This window comes from Azospirillum sp. TSH58, assembly GCF_003119115.1.
In the GTDB taxonomy this organism is placed as follows: domain Bacteria; phylum Pseudomonadota; class Alphaproteobacteria; order Azospirillales; family Azospirillaceae; genus Azospirillum.
In genome coordinates, this window is record NZ_CP022364.1 from 444,063 (window position 1) to 466,472 (window position 22,410).

Genomic DNA, 22,410 nt, shown 5'->3' on the forward strand with positions numbered 1-22,410 from the left:
TTAGGCCTTGAGGATGCCGCGGCCGGCGAAGCGGGCGGCGGTGCCGAGCATCTCCTCGATGCGGATCAGCTGGTTGTACTTGGCCAGACGGTCGGAGCGCGACAGCGAGCCCGTCTTGATCTGGCCGCAGTTGGTGGCGACCGCCAGATCGGCGATGGTGCTGTCCTCGGTCTCGCCCGAACGGTGCGACAGGACCGCCGTGTAGCCGGCCTTGTGCGCCATGTCGACGGCTTCCAGCGTCTCCGACAGCGTGCCGATCTGGTTGACCTTGATCAGGATCGAGTTGCCGACGCCCTTCCTGATGCCGTCCGCCAGACGCGCCGGGTTGGTCACGAACAGGTCGTCGCCGACCAGCTGCACCTTGCCGCCGATGGCGTCGGTCAGCGCCTTCCAGCCCTCCCAGTCGTCCTCGGCCATGCCGTCCTCGATCGAGATGATCGGGTAGCGGCCGACCAGATCGGCCCAGTAGGAGACCATCTGCTCCGGCGCCAGCGACTTGCCCTCGCCGGCCAGCTCGTACTTGCCGTTCTTGAAGAACTCGGTCGAGGCGGCGTCGATGGCCAGCATGACGTCGTCGCCCGGCTTGTAGCCGGCGGCCTCGATCGCCTTCATCACGAAGCCCAGCGCGTCCTCGGTGGAGGCGAGGTTGGGGGCGAAGCCGCCCTCGTCGCCGACGTTGGTGTTGTGGCCGGCGTCCTTGAGCTTCTTCTTGAGCGCCTGGAAGATCTCCGCGCCCATGCGGATGGCCTCGGCGCCGTTCTCGGCGCCGACCGGCATGACCATGAACTCCTGGATGTCGATCGGGTTGTCGGCGTGGGCGCCGCCGTTGATGATGTTCATCATCGGCACCGGCAGCAGGTTGGCAAACGCGCCGCCGACGTAGCGGAACAGCGGCAGCGCCGCCTCTTCCGCCGAGGCCTTGGCGACGGCGAGCGAGACGCCGAGGATGGCGTTGGCGCCGAGCCGGCCCTTGTTGGGGGTGCCGTCCAGCTCGATCATGGCGAGGTCGAGGGCGCGCTGGTTGGAGCCGTCGAGGCCGGCGATGGCGTCGAAGATCTCGCCGTTGACCGACTCCACGGCCTTCAGCACGCCCTTGCCGCCGTAGCGGGACTTGTCGCCGTCGCGCAGCTCCACCGCCTCGTGCGCGCCGGTCGAGGCGCCCGACGGGACGGCGGCGCGGCCGAAGGCGCCGGATTCGAGCAGGACGTCCACCTCGACGGTCGGGTTCCCACGGCTGTCGAGGATCTCGCGGGCGTGGATTTCGGTAATGGCGCTCATGTTTGTCCTTCCTCCGCGTTGCGCGCGTCCACTGGATGATCTTTCCAGGCGGATGATCTTTCCAGGCGAAAAAGAAGCGCGCGGGCTTGATAGCCTTGCGTGCGGGGGGATGCAAGGCCGCTGGGACGCAAAGGCTCGCGGAAGAACGCCCGGACGGCGCAGCACCCTATCCGGTTGTGCAGCGCACCTGCTTCCAAAGTCGCATAGACCACCTTGTCCCGCACCCGTAGCGTTCTAACGTTCGCTAGCGGGGCCCGCCCGCGGCGGGCGGCAACAGCCCCTGGGAATCATCCCAAGGCCAATCCAAGCGCGGAGGACCCAACCATGAAGACCTGGCGCAAGCCCCAGATCGTCGAAATCGCCGTCGGAACCGAAATCAACGCCTACGCCTGCGCCCGTCTCTGAGCGCCGGACCGTTTCCATGCGTGACGACCGCCGCCTGATTCGGGCCGCCTGATTCGGAAGAGCATCCCATGCTGACGATCCTCGTCCTTGGCTCCGCCGCGGGCGGCGGTTTTCCCCAGTGGAACTGCAACTGCGCGGGCTGCCGCCGCGCCCGCTCCGGCGACCCGGCGGCCCGCCCACGCACCCAGTCCTCGCTCGCCGTCAGCGGCGGCGACGGGCGCTGGCTGCTGCTGAACGCCTCTCCGGACATCGGCCAGCAGATCCGCGCCAACCCGGCGCTGCACCCGCGGACCGGCCTGCGCCACAGCCCCATCGCGGCGGCGGTGCTGACCAACGCCGACATCGACCATGTGGCGGGCCTGCTGACTCTGCGCGAATCCCAGCCGCTGGCCGTCTACGCCACCGACCGGGTGCACGGCGTGCTGGAGGCGAACGCCGTCTTCCGCGTGGTCAATCCGGAGCTGGCCCCGCGCCGCGCCATGGCGCTGGACCGGCCCTGGGTTCCCGCCGACGCCGCCGGCATCCCCTTCCCCTTCGAGATCGAGGCCTTCGCCGTGCCCGGCAAGGTCGCGCTCTATCTGGAGGACCCGACCGCCGCCGGCTTCGGCTCGGTGGCGGAGGACACGGTGGCGCTGCGCGTCCGCGACCGAAACGGCGACGGGGAGTTCTTCTACATCCCCGGCTGCTCGTCCATGCCGGACTGGCTGGCCGACCGGCTGCGCGGGGCGCCGCTGGTGCTGTTCGACGGCACCACCTGGACCGACGACGAGATGATCCGCGCCGGCACCGGCAGCAAGACCGGCCAGCGCATGGGCCACATGGCGATGTCCGGCCCGGAGGGCTCCATCGCCGCCTTCGCGGGGCTGGGCGTGCGGCGCAAGGTCTTCGTCCACATCAACAACACCAACCCGGCCCTGCTGGACGACTCGCCCGAACGGGCCGCCGCCACCGCCGAAGGTTGGGAGATCGCCCACGACGGGATGGAGTTCACCCTATGACGTCACTGCTGTCGCGCGAAGGTCTTGAACGTGAGCTGCGCGCCATCGGCGAGCGCCAGTACCACGACCTCCACCCCTTCCACAAACTGCTGCATGGCGGAAAGCTGAAGCGCGGTCAGGTCCAGGCCTGGGCGCTGAACCGCTTCTACTATCAGGTCTGCATCCCCAAGAAGGATCTGGCCCTGATGGCGCGGATGGACGATCCGGCGCTGCGCCGCATCTGGATCCAGCGCGTGCTCGACCATGACGGCTTCGGCGAGAGCCGGCAGCGCGAGGAGGGCAAGGTCGGCGGGATCGAGCGCTGGCTTCGCCTGACCGACGGGCTGGGGCTGGACCGCGACTATGTGACCTCGCTGAGGGGCATCCTGCCGGCGACCCGCTACGCCGTCGATTCCTACGTCAATTTCGTGTCGGGCAAGTCGACGCTGGAGGCCGTCGCCTCCTCGCTGACCGAGCTGTTCGCCCCGGCCATCCACCGCGAGCGCATCGCCGGGTTCGAGGCCTATTACGCCTTCGCCAACGACGCGACCCTCTCCTACTTCCGCAAGCGGCTGGACGAGGCGCCGCGCGACGTCGAGTTCGGGCTCGAATACGTGCTCGACAACGCCCGCACGCCGGAGCAGCAGCAGCAGGTGATCGCCGCCCTGCGCCACAAGGCGGAACTGCTGTGGGCGCAGTTGGACGCGCTGCACCACGCCTATGTGTCCCCCGGCCTGATCCCGCCCGGCGCCTTCGTGCCGGACGACATGGAACCGACGGTCTACCAGCGATGACGGACGGCGTGACCGAGGAGGACCGGGTTCGGCTGGCCCCCGGCGTCATGCTCCGCCAGGACCGGGTGCGCGGCCACTGGCAGCTTCTGGGGCCGGAGCGCGTGCTGATCCTGGACGAGGTGGCGCTGGAGGTGGTGCGGGCCGTCACCACACCATCTCAGGCGGGCCAGCCTCCGGTGACGGTGGGTGCGGCCATCGCGACGCTGGCCGCACAATTCGACGCCCCGCGGGAGGAGATCGCCGCGGATGTGTTGGAAGTGTTGGGCGACATGATCACGAAGGGGTTCCTGACCCGATGACCTTCTGTGGCGCCACGACCGGACTCGAACCGCCGCTGGCCCTGCTGGCGGAACTGACGCACCGCTGCCCGCTGCGCTGCGCCTACTGCTCCAACCCGCTGGCGCTCGACCCGGCCAGCCGGGAGCTGGACACCGCCGCCTGGTGCCGCGTCCTCGACGAGGCGGCGGACCTCGGCATCATCCAAGTGCATTTCTCCGGCGGCGAGCCGACGGCGCGCAAGGACCTGGAGGCGCTGATCGCCCATGCCACCGCGGCCGGGCTCTACGCCAACCTCATCACCTCGGCGGTTCTGCTCGACCGGACACGGCTGGAGCGGCTGCGCGACGCCGGGCTGCAGCATGTGCAGATCGGCTTCCAGGATACGGTGCCGGCCAAGGCCGAGCTGATCAGCGGCTTTCCCGGCGGCCAGCCGAAGAAGCTGGAGGTGGCGCGGGCGGTGACCGACGCCGGCATGGCGCTGACCGTCAACGCCATCGTGCAGCGCCACAACATCGACCGGGTGGACGATTTCATCGACATGGCGCTGGAGCTGAAGGCCGGCCGGATCGAGATCGCCAACGTCCAGTATTACGGCTGGGCGCTGAAGAACCGCGCCGCCCTGATGCCGACCCGCGACCAGCTGATCCGCATGGACGAGCGGGTGCGCGCCCGCCTGCCGGAGCTGAAGGGCCGGCTGGTCGTCGATTACGTGGTGCCCGACTATTATGCCAAGCGCCCCAAGGCCTGCATGGGCGGCTGGGGCCGCAAGTTCCTCAACGTCACGCCCAGCGGCTCGGTCCTGCCCTGCCACGCCGCCGAGACGATCCCCGGCATGACCTTCGACCGGGTGACGGAGCGCCCGCTGGCCGACATCTGGGCCAACTCCGCGGCCTTCCAGCGCTACCGCGGCACCGACTGGATGCCGCAGCCCTGCCGGAGCTGCGATCAGAAGGAGATCGACTGGGGCGGCTGCCGCTGTCAGGCGCTTGCGCTGACGGGAAGCGCCGACAACACCGACCCGGTGTGCGACCTGTCGGAGCATCACGGCCTGTTGGGAGACATCGCCGCGACGGACGGCGGCACGGCCGAGGCCCCGATCATCTACCGCAGCTTCAGCCTGTAAGGGCGGCCCCCATTCCACAGTTTAGGAACGAGGGCCGCTTCCATCTCACTTCTTCGGGGCGGTGGTCGCCGACGCGCTGGTCTTGGAGCCGCCGACCGCGGCGATGCGGCCCTTGATGTCGTCGTAGACGCTCTGCGGGACGATCTTCTTGCTGACCAGCTCGTCCTTCGAGCGGTAGGGGCGGTTCTTCACGATGGCGTCGGACCGCGCCTCGCCGATTCCCGGCAGGGTCTGAAGCTCGTCCTTGCCGGCGGTGTTGAGGTCGATGACCTTGGCCTTCGCCGCCGACGATCCGCTGCTCATGGGCGGGGCCGTGGTGGAACCGCTGGTCCCCGGCGGCATGGCCGGCTTGGCCTGCGGAACAGGGGTGCCCATCGGGGCGGACTGGGTCTTGTTGGGTGTGGAGGGACTGGTCGTCGTCGATTGCGCCAACGCAGGGACTGCGATCAGCGCACCAATGGCGGCGATGGCGCACAGGCGGGGCAGCTTCATGGCTTTCCTCCATCTCTCAGCACGCGGACGCTCCAACCGTCGGCGCGGCGTCCACGATGCGATGGCAACGTCTCCGCCCGCCGGGCGTTCCCGTTCCATGGGCACGCGCATGCGCTGGGCGATTCTTGTCACCACCCTTTTCTGCGCGGGGAGCGCCCTGGCGCAGCACCCGCCTGGGTCGGAACGGGTGGACATGCAACTCGTGCTGGCCATCGACGGCTCCACGAGCATCGACGGTGGTCTGTTCGAATTCCAACTGCAAGGCCACGCCGCGGCCTTCCGCGACCTGAAGCTGGTGGAAGCCATCACGGCGGGCAGCGGTGGCATCGCGGTGACGGTCGCGCTGTGGTCCGACCCGGCGACCTTTCGGATTCTCGTGCCCTGGACGGTGGTGTCCGACCGGTCTTCCGCCACGGGCCTCGCGGCCGCCATCGACGCGGTGCCACGCCGGCCTTTGCAAGGCAGCACCGGAATCGGCGCGGCGCTGCTCAACGCCGCCGACCTCTTCCAGCGCGGCGGCAATGCGGCGCCGCACCGGGTCATCGACATCGTCAGCAACGGCTACAACAACATCGGCATCGCTCCCCAGGCGGCGCGCGAACGCGTGGTCGCCCAGGGGATCACGATCAACGGTCTCGTCATCCTGGACGAGGTGCCCTGGCTCGCGGAGTATTTCGCGACGCAGGTCATCGGCGGGCCGTCCGCCTTCGTCACGGTGGCCGACACGCCGGACGCCTTCCGCCGCGCCATCCTGGACAAGCTGGTCCAGGAGATCACCGACAATGGCAACGCGGGGAACCGCCCCGCGTCCGTCCGAACCGCGGAGGGCGTCCAGCGGTGAGCCGGCTCAGAGCCCCTTGGCCAGACGGTCGAACGCCTGGAGCCGCGCCAGCAGGGCCGGCATCTCCTTCAGCGGGACCATGTTCGGGCCGTCGCTGGGCGCGCAGTCCGGATTCTCGTGGGTTTCCATGAAGACGGCGGCAACCCCTACGGCGATGGCGGCGCGGGCCAGCACCGGAACGAACTCGCGCTGCCCGCCGGAGGTCGTGCCCTGCCCGCCCGGCTGCTGCACGGAATGGGTGGCGTCGAAGACCACCGGGAAGCCCGTCTCCGCCATGATCGGCAGAGCTCGCATGTCCGACACCAGCGTGTTGTAGCCGAAGCTGGCGCCGCGCTCGCACAGCAGGACCTTGTCGTTGCCCGAGGCCACCAGCTTCGCCGCGACGTTCTTCATGTCCCAGGGGGCGAGGAACTGGCCCTTCTTGACGTTGACCGCCCGGCCCGTCCTGGCGGCGGCGATCAGCAGGTCGGTCTGGCGGCACAGAAAGGCGGGGATCTGGAGGACGTCCATCACCTCGGCCACCGGGGCGCACTGGTCGGCCTCGTGCACGTCGGTGATCACCGGGCAGCCGAACCGCTCCTTGATCTCGGCGAAGATCGGCAGCGCCTTGTCCATGCCGAGGCCGCGCGCCGTGCTGATGGAGGTGCGGTTGGCCTTGTCGAAGGAGGATTTGTAGATCAGCCCGATGCCCAGCGCGCCGGTCATCTCCACCAGCGCCGCCGCCGTCTCCAGCGCGTGGTCGCGGCTTTCCATCTGGCACGGCCCGGCGATCAGGGTGAAGGGCCGGTCGTTGGCGATGGTCAGGTTGCCGATCTGGACGGTCTTGGCGGTGGTCATCCCGTGCTCTCCAAAAAGCAATGCGAGGGGACGCATGCCGAAGGCCCCCTCGCGCTGCCCATTCCTTCCCAGATATCGGCGATCCCGGTCAACCGGAATGGCGTCAACCCAGATGCTGCTTGAAGAAGGCTGCCGTGCGTCCGTTGGCAAGCTCCGCCGCCTCGGCGTCGAAATGGGCGCCGCCCGCGCGGGCGAAGGCGTGGTCCATGCCGGGGTAGACGTGGGCGGTGACGTTCGGGTTGCCCTTCACCGCGGCCAGCACCTTTTCCCGCGCCTCCGCCGGGACGAACTGGTCCTTCTCGGCGATGTGCATCAGCAGCGGCTTGGTGATGCTCGCCGCCTCGCCGACCAGACCGTCCAGACCGACGCCGTAATAGCTGACGTTGGCGTCGGAATCGGAGCGCGCCGCCATCATGAAGGCGAGCCGCCCGCCCAGGCAGTAGCCGACCGACCCGGCCTTCCCCGTGCAATCCGGATTCTGGCGCAGCCACGCCAGGGTGGCCTTGAGGTCGTCCACCGCCTTGTCCTGATCCATGCCGTTCATCAGGGCGAAGGCGCGGTTCCACTCCTCCTGGGTCTTGTCGGTGATCTGCACGCCCGGCTCCTGCCGCCAGAACAGGTCCGGGCAGACGGCCAGCCAGCCCTGGGCGGCGAAGCCGTCGCACAGGTCGCGCATGACCTGATTGACCCCGAATATCTCCTGGATGACGACGAGTCCCGGCGCCGGCCCGCCGCCCGCCGGCTTGGCCACATAGGCGGAAAAGCTGCCGCCGTCGCTGGCGGGGATGCTGATATCGGTCATGGTGTCTCCAGCCTCTTGGTTTTTTCCTGGCCCGTAACGCAAAAGCGGCGGCCGTTGGCTCGGCCGCCGCTTTCACTATACCCACGGGAAACCCGGAACCGGAACGCGCGGGGGAGGAAGCGCCTCCCCCGATCGGTCACATCAGACCAGCCGGCTCTGCTCGATCGCCGCCTTGATGAAGGAGGTGAAGAGCGGGTGCGGGTCGAAGGGCTTGGACTTCAGTTCCGGGTGGAACTGCACGCCGATGAACCAGGGATGGTCCGGGATCTCGACAATCTCAGGCAGCTCGCCGTCCGGCGACAGGCCGGAGAACAGCAGGCCGACCTTCTCCAGGCGGTCCTTGTAATAGACGTTCACCTCGTAGCGGTGGCGGTGCCGCTCGGTGATGTCAGTGGCGCCGTAGATCTCCGCGACCTTGCTGCCGGGGACCAGCTTCGCCGGGTAGGTGCCGAGCCGCATGGTGCCGCCGAGGTCGGTGCCCTCCGTGCGCTTCTCCAGGCTGTTGCCGCGCATCCACTCGGTCATCAGGCCGACGACCGGGTTGCCGGGCTTGCCCAGCTCGGTCGAGCCGGCATCGACGATGCCGGCCATGTTGCGGGCCGACTCGATCACCGCCATCTGCATGCCGAAGCAGATGCCGAAGTACGGCACCTTGCGCTCGCGGGCGAACTGGGCGGCGCGGATCTTGCCTTCCGTGCCGCGCGAGCCGAAGCCGCCCGGCACCAGGATGCCGTGGACGTTCTCCAGCCGCTGGACGGCGGTGTCGTCCTCGAAGATCTCCGAGTCGATCCAGTCCAGCTTGACCTTCACGTTGTTGGCGATGCCGCCGTGGGTCAGCGCCTCGGCCAGCGACTTGTAGCTGTCGAGCAGGCTCGTGTACTTGCCGACGACGGCGATGGTCACCTCGCCCTGCGGCTTGCGCACGCGCTCCATGATGCTGGTCCAGCGCGACAGGTCCGGCTTGCCCTCGGTCGGCAGGCCGAAATAGGCCAGCACCTGGGTGTCGAAGCCTTCCTCGTGGTAGCTGACCGGCACCTGATAGATCGAATCGACGTCCAGGGCGGCGATCACGCGCTCCGGCCGGATGTTGCAGAACAGCGCGATCTTGCGGCGCTCGTTGTCCGGGATCGGACGGTCGGCGCGGCAGAGCAGGATGTTGGCCTGGATGCCCATGCCCAGCAGCTCCTTCACGGAATGCTGGGTCGGCTTGGTCTTCAGCTCGCCCGCCGTCGGGATGTAGGGCAGCAGGGTCAGGTGGATGAACAGGGCGTTCTCCGGACCGACCTCATTGCCGAACTGGCGGATGGCCTCCAGGAAGGGGGTCGACTCGATGTCGCCCACCGTGCCGCCGATCTCGCAGAGGATGAAGTCCTCGTCGGTCGTGTCGGCGCGGATGAAGTCCTTGATCTGGTCGGTGACGTGCGGAATCACCTGCACGGTGGCGCCCAGATAGTCGCCGCGGCGCTCCTTGGCGATCACGGTCGAATAGATGCGGCCCGTGGTGATGTTGTCGCCACGGCGCGCGGCCACGCCGGTGAAGCGCTCGTAATGGCCGAGGTCGAGGTCGGTCTCAGCGCCGTCGTCGGTCACATAGACCTCGCCGTGCTGATACGGACTCATCGTGCCGGGGTCCACGTTCAGGTACGGGTCCAGCTTGCGAAGCCGCACCTTGTAGCCGCGCGCCTGGAGAAGCGCCCCAAGCGCCGCCGACGCCAGACCTTTGCCCAGCGAGGAAACGACGCCACCGGTGATGAAGATGTAGCGAGTCATGTCCGTCCGAAGACCTTCAGAGCCTGATCCGTTCCCCGAATTCGGACCGTCCGCCGGGCGCGGCCCGGATCGACGATCCTCAAAAGAAAGAGGCGGCTTCGGGGGAGGCCGCCTCGCGTCGGACGCGGCCGGAGCCGCGTCGCGTTTTGCCGGGCCGCTTTTACTGGGCGACCGGCGGAGCGGGCTGCGCCGGAGCGGCCGGCTGGGCGGGTGCCGCCGGGGCCACGGGCTGGGCCGGCATCGTGTCGATGATCGAGGTCGGCGCCCTGTGCGCGCCCGCCAGGACCGCCAGGACCAGGCTCGTCGCCATGAAGCAGCCCGCCAGGATGCCGGTGGTCCGCGTCAGCAGATTGGCGGTGCCGCGGGTGGACATCATGCCCCCCATATTGCCGCCGCCGATGCCGAGACCGCCGCCTTCCGACCGCTGGATCAGGATGACCCCGACGAGCGCCAGGGCGATCAGCAGGTGAATGACCAGAAGCACCGATTCCATGCAACCCGTTCCCTTGATCCCTTCCCGGAGCGATCCGCAGGGACCGCCCAAACCAACAGCGCGCCACGGACCTTGGCAAGGGCCCGTGGCGCGCGCCCACTGTTTTTAACGCGGTCCTGCGCGATATGCTAGCGGCAACTGGTGGCGATGGCCCAGAAATCGTCCGCCTTCAGCGCGGCCCCGCCGACCAGCGCGCCGTCCACATTCTCCACCGCCATCAGTTCCGCCGCGTTGCCCGGCTTGACCGAGCCGCCGTAGAGGACGCGCACCGCGTCGGGATCGGCGGTCTTGCCGGCCAGCTCCGCCCGGATGTGGGCGTGCATCGCCTTGACGTCGTCGGGCGTGGCGGTCTTGCCGGTGCCGATGGCCCAGACCGGCTCGTAGGCGATGACGGTGTTTGCCGCGGTGGCGCCCTCCGGAATCGAGCCCTTGAGCTGGCTGGCGACGACGGCGTTGGCCTGCCCGGCGTCGCGCTGGGCCTCCGTCTCGCCGACGCAGATGATGGCGATCAGGCCCGCCTTGTGGGCGGCGGCGGCCTTGGCGGCGACCTGCGCGTCGGATTCGGCGTGGTCGGCGCGGCGCTCCGAATGGCCGAGGATGACGTAGCGGCAGCCGGCGTCGGTCAGCATGGCCGGGCTGACGTCGCCGGTGTGCGCGCCGGAGGTCTTGGCGTGGCAGTCCTGCGCGCCCAGCGCCAGCGGGCTGCCGGAGATGGCGTCGCCCACCGGGAACAGCAGCGGGAAGGGCGGGCACACCAGCATGTCGAAGGCGACCGTCCCGGCCCCGGTCAGGCGTCCGGCGAGGTCCGAGGCCAGATCCAGCCCGTCGGCCTTCAGCCCGTTCATCTTCCAGTTCCCGGCAATCAGTTTGCGGCGTGCGGCCATGGCGTTTTCGTCCTCCGGCTCTCGTTTGTTGGTGCGGGTGTTCGTTTTCAAAGTGCGCCCCCTGTCTAGCAAGGAGTGCGGGGCATTTCCACCCGTCCAACGGGTTCTTTCCGATGGGGAATCGCGGGGGAAATGGGGTGTTGCCGGGCTTTCGCGGGGTGCCTATGATGCCGCCCCGGCCGCAGGGCCGCCCTTTGCGCACTCACTTCGGGTCCCATGCTTCAGTTCATCCGCACTTACGCCGGTTCGTGGGTCGTCAAGATCCTGTTCGTGCTCCTCATCGTCAGCTTCGCGGCCTGGGGCATCGGCGACATGATCCGCACAGGCGGGATCTCCAGCACCGTCGCGTCCGTCGGCAAGGTGGACATCGACCGGGCGGAGCTGGACCAGGAGTTCCGCCGCCAGATGGAGCGGCTGCGCCCGATGCTGGGCGGCAACCTGACGACCGAGCAGGCGCGCCAGTTCGGCCTTCTCGACCAGTCGCTGTCGGCGCTGGTGCAGCGCGCCCTCTATGATCAGGCGGCGCGCGACGCCGGGATCTCCGTCGGTCCGGACGTGGTGCGCCAGCGCATCGCCGAGGAGCCGGCCTTCCGCAACGCGCAGAACCAGTTCGACCCGAACCAGTTCCGCAGCGTGCTGCGCAACAACCAGCTCACCGAGGACGGCTACGTCGCCCTGCTGCGCCGCGAGACCGCGCGCGAGCTGGTGGCCGGGGCGGTCGGCGCCGGGGTGACCCCGCCGAAGCCGCTGGTCCAGGACCTCTACCGCTTCCGCGGGGAGCGCCGCGTGGCCGAGGTGGTCACCCTGCCCAACGCCGCCATCGGCGACGTCGGCGTGCCCGACGAGGCGGAGCTGACCCGCTATTACGAGGACCATCAGGTCCGCTTCACCGCGCCGGAATACCGCGCGCTGAGCATCGCCCAGCTCTCCGCCGACGAGATCGCCAAGGACATCCAGATCCCCGACAACGAACTCCGCGCCGCCTACGACGAGCGCGCCGACGAGCTCGGCACCCCGGAGCGCCGCACGGTGGGGATGGTCCTGGCCGACGACGAGGCGAAGGCCAAGCAGATCGCCGAGGCCGCCAAGACCAAGGGCCTGACCGCCGCCGCCAAGGACGCCGGGACCGACGTCATCACGCTCGACAACGTCACCCGCAACGAGCTGCCGGAGATCGGCGACGCCGCCTTCGCGCTGGCCCAGGGTGCGGTCAGCGACGCGGTGCGCAGCGGACTGGGCTGGCACGTCCTGACGGTCACCGCCATCCAGCCGGGCGCCACCAAGAGCTTCGAGGAGGCCCGCGACCAGCTCCTGGCCGAGCTTCGCAAGGAGAAGGCGATGGATTCGCTCTACTCCATCGCCAACCGGGTCGAGGACCAGCTGGCCAGCGGAGCCCCGCTGGAGGAGGTCGCCCAGGCCCAGTCGCTGCCCATCGCCAAGATCGCCGCGGTGGACAGCAGCGGCAAGGCGCCGGACGGCCAGGACGCCGCCCCGGGCCGCGCGAACTTCGCCGCCATGGTGCAGACCGCCTTCCAGCTCGCCTCCGGCGCCACCTCGAACCTGACCGAGGCGCCCAACAACGTCTTCTACGCCGTGCGCGTCGACGGCGTGACGCCCGCCGCCGCCAAGCCGCTGGCCGAGGTGCGCGATCAGGCCGTCGCCGGCTGGCAGGACGACAAGCGCGCCAAGCTGGCCGCCGAGAAGGCCCAGGACATCGCCGCCAAGCTGAAGCAGGGCTCGGAAGCGGCGGCGCAGGACGTCGCCAGCCAGTCCGGCGCCAGCTTCGCCATGACCACGCCCTTCACCCGCGACGCCCGCTCGGTCGAAGGGCTGCCGGGCGAGCTGGTGCGCAAGCTGTTCGAGGTGAAGCCCGGCGAGACGGTGACCGGCGCCACCGCCGACAGCCAGGTCGTCGCCCGCCTGAAGGAGGTCATCCCGGCGGACCCGGCGGCCTCCGACGCCACGCTGGCGACCGTGGAGAGCACCGTCGCCCAGGGGCTGGAAAGCGACATCATGGCCCAGTTCGGCAACGCGCTGCGCAACAGCTACCCGGTCGAGGTGCACCGCAACCGCATCGACCAGTTCTTCGCCAGCGGCAACTAACCACACTCAATCGAGGCCCGTCCCGTGAAGGTTCAGCCGGAATCCGCCGCCTTCCACACCGCTTATGAGGCCGGCAAGCCGCAGGTGGTGTGGACCACCCTGGTCAGCGATCTGGAGACCCCGGTCTCCGCCTACATGAAGCTGGCCGACGGGCGACCCTTCGGCTTCCTCTTCGAATCGGCGGAGCGCGGGGCGGGGTCGCGGCGCGACCGTTATTCGGTGATCGGCTTCAAGCCCGATCTGGTCTGGCGCTGCCGCCGCGACCGGGCGGAGGTGAACCGCAACGCCCTGCACGACCGCGACGCCTACGAGCCCATCGACGCGGCCCCGCTGGAGTCGCTGCGCGCCCTCATCAACGAGAGCCGCATCGACCTGCCGGACGCCCTGCCGCCGATGGCCGCCGGCCTGTTCGGCTACCTGACCTACGACATGGTCCGGCTGATGGAGCGTCTGCCGGACGACAACCCGGACGAGCTGGGCATCCCCGACGCCATCCTGTCGCGGCCGAGCATCGTCGCCATCTTCGACAGCCACACCGATTCGGTGACTCTGGTCACCCCGGTCTGGCCGAAGCCCGGCGTCGACGGCGCCGCCGCCTATGGCGACGCCCGCGAGCGGCTGATGGACGCGGTGGCCGACCTGGAGCGCCCCCTGCCCTACCGGCGGGAGCCGCGGACCAAGGACGGGCTGCCGCTCGCCTGGACCTCCAACACGACGCGCGAGGAGTATCACGCGATCGTGGAGCGGGCGAAGGAGTACATCCGGGCCGGCGACATCTTCCAGGTCGTGCCGTCCCAGCGCATCCGCTTCCCCTTCAAGCCGTCGCCGCTGGCGCTGTACCGCACGCTGCGCCGCCTGAACCCGTCGCCCTTCCTGTTCCACTGCGACTTCGGCGAGCTGTCGGTCGTCGGCTCCAGCCCGGAGATCCTGGTGCGCGTGCGCGACGGCAAGGTGACCGTCCGCCCCATCGCCGGCACCCGCAAGCGCGGCGCCACGGCGGCGGAGGACCAGGCGCTGGCCGAGGACCTGCTGAGCGACCCGAAGGAGCTGGCCGAGCATCTGATGCTGCTCGACCTCGGCCGCAACGACGTGGGCCGCGTGGCGCGCACCGGCACCGTCAAGGTGACGCAGAAGATGATCGTGGAGTTGTACAGCCACGTCATGCACATCGTCTCCAACGTCGAGGGTGACCTCGACCCGAAGCACGACGCGCTGGACGCGCTGATCGCCGGCTTCCCGGCCGGCACCGTGTCGGGGGCGCCGAAGGTCCGCGCCATGCAGATCATCGACGAGCTGGAGAAGGCCCGCCGCGGCGTCTACGCCGGCTGCGTGGGCTATTTCGGCGCGTCGGGCGCCATGGACACCTGCATCGCGCTGCGCACCGCCGTGCTGAAGGACGGCATGATGTATGTCCAGGCCGGCGGCGGCGTGGTCGCGGACAGCGATCCGGAGGCCGAGTATCAGGAGACCGTCAACAAGTCGATGGCCCTGATCCGCGCCGCGGAGGAAACCGTCCGCGAGACCTCCGCCCGGTAAGGACCGAATGCCCCTCGATGCGCTGCTGCTGCCGCTGATCATCAAGATCGCGGCGGCGGCCCTGGTGGTCGTCGCCGCCTCGCTGGCGGCGGAGAAGGCCGGTCCCTTCTACGGCGGCATGATCACCGCCCTGCCCGTCTCCACCGGACCGGCCTTCGTGATGCTCGCGATGGAGCATGGCGACCGCTTCGTCGCCGACGCGGCCCTGTCGGGAATGGTCGGGAACGCGACGATCGTCCTCTATCTGGCCCTTCTCGTGCGGATCGCCCCGCGCTGGGGCATGCCCGCGACCGTTCTCACCAGCTCCGTCTTCTGGATCGTCGTGGCGGCCAGCCTGCGCTCGGCCGTCGCCTGGACGCTGCCGCTGGCGCTGCTGCTGACCCTGGCCTGCTACGGCATCGCCGCCTGGGCGGTGTCCGCCCCGATCCCCCAGGACAGGGCGGTCCGGGTGGCGCGGTCGCGCTGGTACGACATCCCGGCCCGCGCCGGTCTCGTCGGCTTGCTGGTCGCCACGGTGACCACGCTCAGCCACAGCATCGGGCCGGCGGCCACCGGCATCGCCGCCGTGTTCCCCATCGCCCTGACCAGCCTGACGGTGATCCTGCACGGCCGCCTGGGCGGCGGCGTGGTCGCCGCGGCGATGCGCAGCGCGCTGCTGACCAACCCCGGCCTCGCCCTGGCGCTGACCACCGCCCATCTGCTGGCCGAACCCGCCGGACGGTTCGTGGCGCTCGGCGCCGCGCTGGCGGTCTCGCTGTCCTGGGCCGGCGGCCTGCTGGTGTGGCGGCTGCGCCGCCCTCAGCCGGTCTGAGTCGGTTTCAGGCCTGACCGCCGAAGTCGAATCCGGCGCCCTCCACGGCCTTCCTCACCGTTTCCGGGGCGACCCCGCCCTCCACCGCCACGGTGCCGGCGTCGAGGTCCACCGTCACGGCGGCGCCCGGCGCCAGCTTGCCGATGGCGTTGGTGACGGAGCGGGCGCAGCCGCCGCAGGTCATGCCGCCGACCTTGTAGGTGTCAGCCATGGAACTCTCCTCAAGCGGAACCGGCGGTCACCCGCCGGCGTGATGGGCGCGCACGACGGCGCTGACCGGAACCAGGACGAAGCCGCGTTTCTGCACGTCCGGCATCCAGGAGGCCAGTGCGTCGATTGTCGCATCGTGCGGGTGGCCGATGGCGATGGCGTAGCCCTGGCGGCGGGCCACCTGCTCCGTCCTGGCCAGCTGGGCGCGCACCGCCGGCACGGTCATCTCGTTGTCCAGGAAGATGTCGCGCCCGGCGAAGGGCATCTGAAGCTCCCGCGCGATGGTCAGGCCGGCGCTCTTCGCGGTGGTCCGGCTGTCCAGCCACAACAAGCCGCGCCGCGCGATCTCCCCCAGCACGGGCGCCATGGCCGCATGATCGGCGGTGAAGCGGCTGCCCATGTGGTTGTTCACCCCGACATAGCCGTCGAAGCTGTCCAGCGCCGTCTTGGTCCGGCGCAGGATCTCCCCCTTGTCCAGAGACACGCGCAGCGCCTGCGGCCCCGGATCGGCGGAGCCGCTGGGCTCCATGGGGAGATGCAGCATCAGCTCGTGCCCTGCGGCGCGGGCGGCGCGGGCCTGGGCCGGCAGCTCGTGGGCGTAGGGCAGCCACGCCAGCGTCAGCGGCGCCGGCAGCGACACCGCGCGGTTCGAGCGCTTGCGGTCCACGCCCATGTCGTCGATGACGATGGCGATGGCCGGCTTGCCCGGCGGCGCGCGGAAGGGCAGCGCGTTCTTCTTCCACAGCGGCGATCCGGGGGCCACCTTGGGCGGCTCCAGCGGGGCGACGGGGGGCGGCAGCATCGCCACCACCGGCTTCGGCGTCAGGGCCGGCGGCGGGGGCGGCGTGGGAACCGGAACGGGGGCCGGGGCTTCCGTCACCTGCGGAGCCGGAGCCGGCGCGGGCGCGGCGTCGGGCTCGCGCGGGGCCGGCGGCTCCGGCTGGGGCGGAGTCTCCGCGACCTTGGGCGGGGGCGGCTTGACCGGCGCTGCGGCGGGCGGGATGGCCGGGGCGATGACCGGCGCCTCGCGCTCCAGGACGGTCTCCGTCTCCGGCGCGTCGCGCCCGATGATGAAGCGCGCGCCGAGCGCCACCGCGAAGACCGCGATCACCCCGGCCAGCGCCAGCAGGATCGGGGAGACGGCGCGCCCCGGCGCCGCCCGCCCGGATGCGGCGGCCGGCACTTTCGGCGATGGCTTCCGTGCCGCCGCCTTCTGGGGCTTGCGCGGCGATTTTCTGGCCATGGGAAGGAATCTCGAACCCTGGTTTCCGGTTTGCGCGCAAGGTGGCACCCCCGCACCGTCCCTGCAACAGCGGAGCGGGGTGGAGGCGTCCGCCGGCTGGGACTATGCTGTGACCCGCCATGCTCCGCACCCTCATCCTCCTGACGTTTCTCGTCACCGCCGGCCCCGCCCTCGCCAACGAGGTCCGCTGCCCGCCCAGCCTGACCGTGCAGGCCCAGCCGGAGGCGCCCGGCGGCTGGTCGCCCTACCCGGCGAAGGACCAGCACGCCTTCGCGGGCGTCACGCTGGTCGAAGGCGACCGGGCGGCGCGGATGGCCGACCCCGCCCTGGCCGCCGCCCCGGCGGGACTGGAACCGGACCGCAGCCTGCGGCGGGGCCGATCGGAAACCCGGCAATGGGACTTCCCCGCCGCCCGTCGCGACAGCGTCTTCCTGATCTGCCGCTACGGCGGGACGCAGGCCACGCTGGCCATCGACCTGCCGCGCACCGTGCGGCGCTGCCAGATCACCGAGGAGACCGACGCGCGGGGCATCGTCCTGGCCAAGCCCGCGACGCCGCCGCAGTTCCTCTGCCGCTAACCCCTTACCACTGAGTCTCCGCCAGATCGAGGTTCGGACGGGCTGGAAATCCACGGCTCCAGCCGCTAGGGTACCCGCCTTGGAACAAGGCCGGAACGCTGGTCCGGGACGATCGGGCCGTGAACGGCGGGCCGGAAAAGACGGACCGGAAACGACAGGCCGGAAGGATGCCGGGGCGCCCCATGCTGCTGCTCATCGATAATTACGACAGCTTCACCTACAACCTCGTCCATTACCTGGGCGAACTGGGCGCCGAGCTGGACGTCCGCCGCAACGACAGCCTGACGGTGGAGGAGGCCATGGCGCTCCGCCCCGAAGGGATCGTGCTGTCGCCCGGCCCCTGCGACCCGGACAAGGCGGGCATCTGCCTGCCGCTGATCGACGCCGCCGCCAAGGCCGGCGTTCCGCTGATGGGCGTGTGCCTGGGCCATCAGGCCATCGGGCAGGCCTTCGGCGGCACGGTGCTGCGCGCCCCGGTGCCGATGCACGGCAAGGTCGACCGCATGTTCCACCAGGGTCGCGGCGTCCTGAAGGACCTGCCCTCGCCCTTCCGGGCCACCCGCTACCACTCGCTGATCGTCGAGCGCGCCACCCTGCCCGCCTGCCTGGAAGTCACCGGCGAGACGGAGGACGGCCTGATCATGGCGCTGTCCCACCGCGAGCTGCCGATCCACGGCGTGCAGTTCCACCCGGAGAGCATCGAGAGCGAGCACGGGCACAAGATCCTGGAGAATTTCCTGAACACGACCCGCCGGCTGGAGACCGCCGCATGAGCACGCCGTCCGCGCCGCACGGCGACCTGACCGACATGAAGGCCATCCTCGCCAAGGTCGCCGCCGGCAACGCCCTGAGCGAGCCGGAGGCCTCGCTGGCCTTCGACATCATCATGTCGGGCAACGCCACCCCGTCGCAGATGGGCGGCTTCCTGATGGCGCTGCGCGTGCGCGGCGAGACGGTGGACGAGATCACCGGGGCCGCCCGCGTCATGCGCGCCAAGGCCATCCCGGTGGAGGCGCCCGAGGGCACCATCGACACCTGCGGCACCGGCGGCGACGGGTCGGGCACCTACAACATCTCGACGGCGGCGGCGATCGTCATCGCGGCCTGCGGCGTTCCGGTCGCCAAGCACGGCAACCGCGCCATGTCCTCCAAGTCGGGCGCCGCCGACGTGCTGGGCGCGCTGGGCGTCAACCTGGACTGCGACATGGGTCTGGTGCGCAAGGCCCTGTGGGACGCCCGCATCGGCTTCCTGATGGCGCCGCGCCACCACCTCGCCATGCGCAACGTCGGCCCGACCCGCGTCGAGCTGGGCACCCGCACCATCTTCAACCTGCTGGGCCCGCTGTCCAACCCGGCCAGCGCCAAGCGCCAGCTTCTCGGCGTCTACGCGAAGCAGTGGGTGGAGCCGCTGGCCCATGTGCTGAAGCGGCTGGGGTCGGAGGCCGCCTGGATCGTCCATGGCTCCGACGGGCTGGACGAGATCACCACCACCGGCCCGACCACCGTCGCCCAGCTGAAGGACGGCGAGGTCACGGTGTTCGAGATCGAGCCCGAGCAGGCCGGAATCTTCCGCGCCCGGCCGGAGCTTCTGAAGGGCGGCGACTCCCATGTGAACGCCGAGGCCATCCGCGCGCTGTTCGACGGCGCCCAGGGCGCCTACCGCGACATCGTGCTGCTGAACGCCGCCGCCGCGCTGCATGTGGCGGGCAAGGCCGGCGACCTGAAGGAAGGCGTCGAGCAGGCCCGCCACGCCATCGACAGCGGCGCCGCCCGCGCCGTGCTCCAACACCTCGTGTCCATTACCAACGAACCGGTTGCCGCGCCATGAGCGACGTCCTGACCCGCATCTGCGACGACAAGCGCGCGCTGGTCCAAGCCCGCAAGTCCGCCCGCCCGCTGTCCGCGGTGGAGGACGCCGCCAGCAGCGCCGACCCGGCGCGCGGCTTCATCCGCGCCCTGCGCCGCACGGTGGACGGGGGCCGCTACGGCCTGATCGCCGAAATCAAGAAGGCCAGCCCGTCCAAGGGCCTAATCCGCCCGGACTTCGACCCGCCGTCGCTGGCCCGCGCCTACCGCGAGGGCGGCGCCACCTGCCTGTCGGTGCTGACCGACGAGCCCTATTTCCAGGGCTGCGACGACTATCTGCTGGCCGCCCGCGCCGCGGTGGACCTGCCGGTGCTGCGCAAGGACTTCATGGTCGATCCCTACCAGATCGCCGAATCCCGCGCGCTCGGCGCCGACTGCATCCTGATCATCATGGCGGCGCTGAGCGACGCGCAGGCCGCCGAGATCGAGGACGCCGCCATCGCCTGGGGCCTGGACGTGCTGGTCGAGGTGCACAACCGCGAGGAGCTGGACCGCGCGCTGGCGCTGAAGACCCCGCTTCTGGGGGTGAACAACCGGAACCTGAAGACGCTGGCGGTGGACATCGCCACGACGGAGGACCTGGCCGCCCATGTGCCCGCCGACCGGATGCTGGTGGCCGAAAGCGGCCTCTACAGCCCGGCGGACCTGTCGCGCATGGCGGCGGTCGGCGCGCGTTGTTTCCTGGTCGGTGAATCGCTGATGCGGCAGGAGGATGTGACCGCGGCCACCCGCGCCCTGCTCGCCTGACACCAAAGAACAAAGCAATGGGGAGGAGCGACGCCGTGCCGAACGTGACCATTGCCCGTGAAAGCCCGCTCCAGGACGAGGTGGTCCAGCTCATCGAGGAGTTGGACCGCTATCTGGGCGACCTGTACCCGGCCGAGAGCAACCATCTGCTCGACCTGCAGTCGCTGGCGAAGCCCGACATCCGCTTCCTGGTCGCCCGGCGGTCGGGGACCGTGGTCGGCTGCGGCGCCATGCGCATCGACACCGAGGACGGCTATGGCGAGGTCAAGCGGATGTTCGTCCAGCCGACCGCCCGCGGCGGCCAGATCGGGCGCCGCCTTCTGGAGCGCATCGAGGACGAGGCCCGCGCCGCCGGGCTGTCCCTGCTGCGGCTGGAGACCGGCGTCTATCAGGACGAAGCCATCGCGCTTTACCGCAAACAGGGCTTCACCGACCGCGGTCCGTTCGGCCCCTACGGGCCGGACCCGCTGAGCCTGTTCATGGAGAAACCTTTATGACCGACCAGCCCGCAAGCGGCTTCACCCATTTCGACGCCGAAGGCCGCGCGGTGATGGTGGACGTGTCCGGCAAGGCCGACACGGAACGCACGGCGACCGCCCGCGGCTCCGTTCTCATGCAGCCGGAAACGCTGGCCCTCATCCTCCAGGGCGGCGTCAAGAAGGGCGACGTGCTGTCGGTGGCCCGGCTGGCCGGCATCATGGGGGCCAAGCGCACGCCGGACCTGATCCCGCTGTGCCATCCGCTGATGCTGACCTCGGTCAAGGTGGACCTGACCTGCGACCCCGAGCGCAACGCCGTGGACATCACCGCCACCTGCAAGCTGAGGGGCCAGACCGGCGTGGAGATGGAGGCGTTGACCGCCGTGTCGGTGGCGGCGCTGACCGTCTACGACATGTGCAAGGCGGTGGACCGCGGCATGACCATCACCGAGGTGAAGCTGCTCCACAAGGCCGGCGGCAAGAGCGGCGAATGGGGGAGCGCCGCCTGATGCTGCAGGTCGGGGAGGCCCGCGCCCGCATCCTTGCCGCCTTCACCGCCCTGCCGGCGGAGGCGGTGCCGCTGCCCGACGCGCTGGGGCGCGTCCTGGCGGAGCCCGCCGTCGCCCGCCTGACCCAGCCGCCCTTCGCCGCCGCCGCCATGGACGGCTGGGCCGTCCGCGCCGCCGACATCGTCCAGGCGTCGGCGGAGGCGCCCGTCACTCTGCGCCGCATCGGCGAATCCGCCGCCGGCCACGCCTTCGCCGGATCGGTCGGCGCGGGCGAGGCCGTGCGCATCTTCACCGGCGCCCCCGTGCCCGCCGGGGCCGACGCCGTGGTGATGCAGGAGGATTGCGAGGATGCCGGCGACCGCGTGCGCGTCGGACGCGCCGTGCCCTCGGGCCGCTTCATCCGTCCTGCCGGCCTCGATTTCACCGCGGGAGAGGACCTGCTTCCCAAGGGACGCTTGCTGACCGCCCGCGACGTCGCCCTGGCCGCCGCCGCCAACCTGCCCTGGCTGCGCGTCCACCGCCGCCCGCGGGTCGCCGTGCTCGCCACCGGGGACGAGATCGCCCTGCCCGGCGATCCGCTGGGGCCGAGCCAGATCGTCAGCTCCAACGCGCTCGGCCTGTGCGCGCTGGTCGCCAGCCAGGGCGGCGTCGCCCACAATCTCGGCGTGGCGAAGGACGATCCGCAACATCTCGCCGCCATGGCCGCCGGGGCGGCCGGCTGCGACCTGCTGGTGACCACGGGCGGCGCCTCGCAAGGCGAGCACGACCATGTGCGCGACGTGCTGGGCGGGCTGTCGCTGGACTTCTACCGGGTCGCCATGAAGCCCGGTAAGCCGTTGATTTTCGGAACGGCGAACGGCGTGCCGCTGCTCGGCCTGCCCGGCAACCCGGTGTCCACCGGCGTGGCCGCCGTGCTGTTCCTGGTGCCCCTGCTGCGCCGTCTCCAAGGGTTGCCCGCTGAGAACGCGACGCTCACCGTCACGCTCGGCGCGCCGCTGAAGGCCAACGACGACCGCACCGACTTCCTGCGCGCCACCCTGTCCCCCGGACCGGACGGCGGGCCGGTCGCGACCCCCTTCCCGCGCCAGGACAGCGCGATGATGTCCCGGCTGGCCCAGGCCGATGCCCTGATCGTCCGCGAGCCTCACGCCGCCGCCGCCGCCATCGGCGACCGGGTGACGGTGATCCCGTTGAACGGTGGTGCCCTGTCGCTTTAATCCGTTCCGCACCGCGAATCCCTTTGGGAGTCCTGTCCGTCGATTTGCGATTGATTTCATCCGTAGGGCTTGACGGGGGTTAAGAACCAAACTAGAACATGATGGAACGTTTTGCTTTTGTTCCATATCTAGTGCG

25 protein-coding genes are annotated in these 22,410 nt (G+C 70.2%); 16 read left to right on the forward strand and 9 right to left on the reverse strand.

Annotation, left to right across the window (positions count from 1 at the left end; translation table 11 throughout):
* Positions 1 to 1,278, reverse strand: a complete 1,278-nt coding sequence (gene eno / locus TSH58p_RS05620; protein ID WP_109469159.1) for a phosphopyruvate hydratase — start codon at positions 1,276 to 1,278, stop codon at positions 1 to 3.
* Positions 1,279 to 1,602: 324 nt separating this feature from the next.
* Between eno and pqqA the strand changes: the two genes are divergently transcribed.
* The 5 genes from pqqA to pqqE all read left to right on the forward strand — a co-directional run bounded on the left by pqqA (position 1,603) and on the right by pqqE (position 4,856).
* Complete coding sequence (pqqA, locus tag TSH58p_RS05625; RefSeq protein ID WP_014240199.1) at positions 1,603 to 1,683, forward strand: pyrroloquinoline quinone precursor peptide PqqA; 81 nt, start codon at positions 1,603 to 1,605, stop codon at positions 1,681 to 1,683.
* Between the two features lie 68 nt (positions 1,684 to 1,751).
* Positions 1,752 to 2,681 carry a pyrroloquinoline quinone biosynthesis protein PqqB gene (gene pqqB / locus TSH58p_RS05630; RefSeq protein ID WP_109071891.1) on the forward strand — a complete coding sequence of 310 codons (930 nt, stop codon included), beginning with the start codon at positions 1,752 to 1,754 and terminating at the stop codon, positions 2,679 to 2,681.
* Positions 2,678 to 3,454, forward strand: a complete 777-nt coding sequence (gene pqqC, locus TSH58p_RS05635; RefSeq protein ID WP_109071892.1) for a pyrroloquinoline-quinone synthase PqqC — start codon at positions 2,678 to 2,680, stop codon at positions 3,452 to 3,454. Before pqqB ends, pqqC begins: the two co-directional genes overlap by 4 nt.
* Positions 3,451 to 3,753, forward strand: coding sequence for a PqqD family peptide modification chaperone (locus TSH58p_RS05640; RefSeq protein ID WP_109071893.1), 303 nt, complete (start codon positions 3,451 to 3,453; stop codon positions 3,751 to 3,753). The genes pqqC and TSH58p_RS05640 overlap by 4 nt, the downstream gene beginning before the upstream one ends.
* The gene (pqqE, locus tag TSH58p_RS05645) at positions 3,750 to 4,856 is read left to right on the forward strand and encodes a pyrroloquinoline quinone biosynthesis protein PqqE (RefSeq protein WP_109071894.1); all 1,107 of its coding nucleotides are present in this window, start codon (positions 3,750 to 3,752) and stop codon (positions 4,854 to 4,856) included. Before TSH58p_RS05640 ends, pqqE begins: the two co-directional genes overlap by 4 nt.
* 45 nt (positions 4,857 to 4,901) lie before the next feature.
* On the opposite strand, the gene TSH58p_RS05650 is transcribed toward pqqE, so the two are convergent.
* The gene (locus TSH58p_RS05650; RefSeq protein WP_109071895.1) at positions 4,902 to 5,348 is read right to left on the reverse strand and encodes a helix-hairpin-helix domain-containing protein; all 447 of its coding nucleotides are present in this window, start codon (positions 5,346 to 5,348) and stop codon (positions 4,902 to 4,904) included.
* Between the two features lie 193 nt (positions 5,349 to 5,541).
* Here TSH58p_RS05650 and TSH58p_RS05655 point away from each other — a divergent pair, with 193 nt between their 5' ends.
* Positions 5,542 to 6,189 (forward strand): DUF1194 domain-containing protein, encoded by a 648-nt coding sequence (locus tag TSH58p_RS05655; RefSeq protein ID WP_247874238.1) that lies wholly within the window; start codon positions 5,542 to 5,544, stop codon positions 6,187 to 6,189.
* 6 nt (positions 6,190 to 6,195) lie between these two features.
* Here TSH58p_RS05655 and kdsA read toward each other — a convergent pair whose 3' ends face one another.
* The 5 genes from kdsA to tpiA all read right to left on the reverse strand — a co-directional run bounded on the left by kdsA (position 6,196) and on the right by tpiA (position 10,975).
* Complete coding sequence (gene kdsA / locus TSH58p_RS05660; RefSeq protein ID WP_109071897.1) at positions 6,196 to 7,026, reverse strand: 3-deoxy-8-phosphooctulonate synthase; 831 nt, start codon at positions 7,024 to 7,026, stop codon at positions 6,196 to 6,198.
* 103 nt (positions 7,027 to 7,129) lie between these two features.
* Entirely contained in the window at positions 7,130 to 7,828 is a 699-nt protein-coding gene (locus TSH58p_RS05665; protein WP_109071898.1) for a dienelactone hydrolase family protein, read from the reverse strand.
* A gap of 141 nt (positions 7,829 to 7,969) precedes the next feature.
* Positions 7,970 to 9,598: a CTP synthase gene (locus TSH58p_RS05670; RefSeq protein WP_109071899.1), complete on the reverse strand. Its 1,629-nt coding sequence runs from the start codon at positions 9,596 to 9,598 to the stop codon at positions 7,970 to 7,972.
* Positions 9,599 to 9,758: 160 nt separating this feature from the next.
* Positions 9,759 to 10,091, reverse strand: coding sequence for a preprotein translocase subunit SecG (gene secG, locus TSH58p_RS05675; RefSeq protein ID WP_038528272.1), 333 nt, complete (start codon positions 10,089 to 10,091; stop codon positions 9,759 to 9,761).
* Between the two features lie 128 nt (positions 10,092 to 10,219).
* Complete coding sequence (gene tpiA, locus TSH58p_RS05680) at positions 10,220 to 10,975, reverse strand: triose-phosphate isomerase (RefSeq protein WP_109071900.1); 756 nt, start codon at positions 10,973 to 10,975, stop codon at positions 10,220 to 10,222.
* A 216-nt stretch (positions 10,976 to 11,191) separates the two neighbouring features.
* Here tpiA and TSH58p_RS05685 point away from each other — a divergent pair, with 216 nt between their 5' ends.
* Genes TSH58p_RS05685 through TSH58p_RS05695 form a run of 3 tightly spaced genes read left to right on the forward strand, consistent with a single transcriptional unit; the run spans position 11,192 to position 15,425 of the window.
* Positions 11,192 to 13,078 (forward strand): SurA N-terminal domain-containing protein, encoded by a 1,887-nt coding sequence (locus TSH58p_RS05685; protein WP_109071901.1) that lies wholly within the window; start codon positions 11,192 to 11,194, stop codon positions 13,076 to 13,078.
* 24 nt (positions 13,079 to 13,102) lie between these two features.
* Positions 13,103 to 14,614, forward strand: a complete 1,512-nt coding sequence (gene trpE / locus TSH58p_RS05690; protein WP_109071902.1) for an anthranilate synthase component I — start codon at positions 13,103 to 13,105, stop codon at positions 14,612 to 14,614.
* 7 nt (positions 14,615 to 14,621) lie between these two features.
* On the forward strand, positions 14,622 to 15,425 hold the full coding sequence (locus TSH58p_RS05695) for a hypothetical protein (protein ID WP_109071903.1): 804 nt from the start codon (positions 14,622 to 14,624) through the stop codon (positions 15,423 to 15,425).
* 7 nt (positions 15,426 to 15,432) lie between these two features.
* Here the strand turns inward: TSH58p_RS05695 and TSH58p_RS05700 are convergent, their stop codons facing one another.
* Both TSH58p_RS05700 and TSH58p_RS05705 read right to left on the reverse strand, forming a co-directional pair.
* On the reverse strand, positions 15,433 to 15,636 hold the full coding sequence (locus TSH58p_RS05700; RefSeq protein WP_109071904.1) for a heavy-metal-associated domain-containing protein: 204 nt from the start codon (positions 15,634 to 15,636) through the stop codon (positions 15,433 to 15,435).
* Positions 15,637 to 15,663: 27 nt separating this feature from the next.
* The gene (locus TSH58p_RS05705; RefSeq protein WP_109071905.1) at positions 15,664 to 16,818 is read right to left on the reverse strand and encodes a divergent polysaccharide deacetylase family protein; all 1,155 of its coding nucleotides are present in this window, start codon (positions 16,816 to 16,818) and stop codon (positions 15,664 to 15,666) included.
* Between the two features lie 179 nt (positions 16,819 to 16,997).
* Between TSH58p_RS05705 and TSH58p_RS05710 the strand changes: the two genes are divergently transcribed.
* The 7 genes from TSH58p_RS05710 to glp all read left to right on the forward strand — a co-directional run bounded on the left by TSH58p_RS05710 (position 16,998) and on the right by glp (position 22,274).
* Entirely contained in the window at positions 16,998 to 17,456 is a 459-nt protein-coding gene (locus TSH58p_RS05710; protein ID WP_109071906.1) for an STY0301 family protein, read from the forward strand.
* 182 nt (positions 17,457 to 17,638) lie between these two features.
* Entirely contained in the window at positions 17,639 to 18,229 is a 591-nt protein-coding gene (locus tag TSH58p_RS05715; protein WP_035673146.1) for an aminodeoxychorismate/anthranilate synthase component II, read from the forward strand.
* Positions 18,226 to 19,284, forward strand: a complete 1,059-nt coding sequence (gene trpD / locus TSH58p_RS05720; protein ID WP_109071907.1) for an anthranilate phosphoribosyltransferase — start codon at positions 18,226 to 18,228, stop codon at positions 19,282 to 19,284. Before TSH58p_RS05715 ends, trpD begins: the two co-directional genes overlap by 4 nt.
* Positions 19,281 to 20,069: an indole-3-glycerol phosphate synthase TrpC gene (gene trpC, locus TSH58p_RS05725; RefSeq protein WP_109071908.1), complete on the forward strand. Its 789-nt coding sequence runs from the start codon at positions 19,281 to 19,283 to the stop codon at positions 20,067 to 20,069. The genes trpD and trpC overlap by 4 nt, the downstream gene beginning before the upstream one ends.
* Before the next feature lie 35 nt (positions 20,070 to 20,104).
* Positions 20,105 to 20,566, forward strand: a complete 462-nt coding sequence (locus TSH58p_RS05730; RefSeq protein ID WP_109071909.1) for a GNAT family N-acetyltransferase — start codon at positions 20,105 to 20,107, stop codon at positions 20,564 to 20,566.
* Entirely contained in the window at positions 20,563 to 21,057 is a 495-nt protein-coding gene (gene moaC, locus TSH58p_RS05735) for a cyclic pyranopterin monophosphate synthase MoaC (protein ID WP_109071910.1), read from the forward strand. Before TSH58p_RS05730 ends, moaC begins: the two co-directional genes overlap by 4 nt.
* Positions 21,057 to 22,274: a gephyrin-like molybdotransferase Glp gene (glp, locus tag TSH58p_RS05740; protein WP_109071952.1), complete on the forward strand. Its 1,218-nt coding sequence runs from the start codon at positions 21,057 to 21,059 to the stop codon at positions 22,272 to 22,274. The genes moaC and glp overlap by 1 nt, the downstream gene beginning before the upstream one ends.
* Positions 22,275 to 22,410 lie beyond the last annotated feature (136 nt).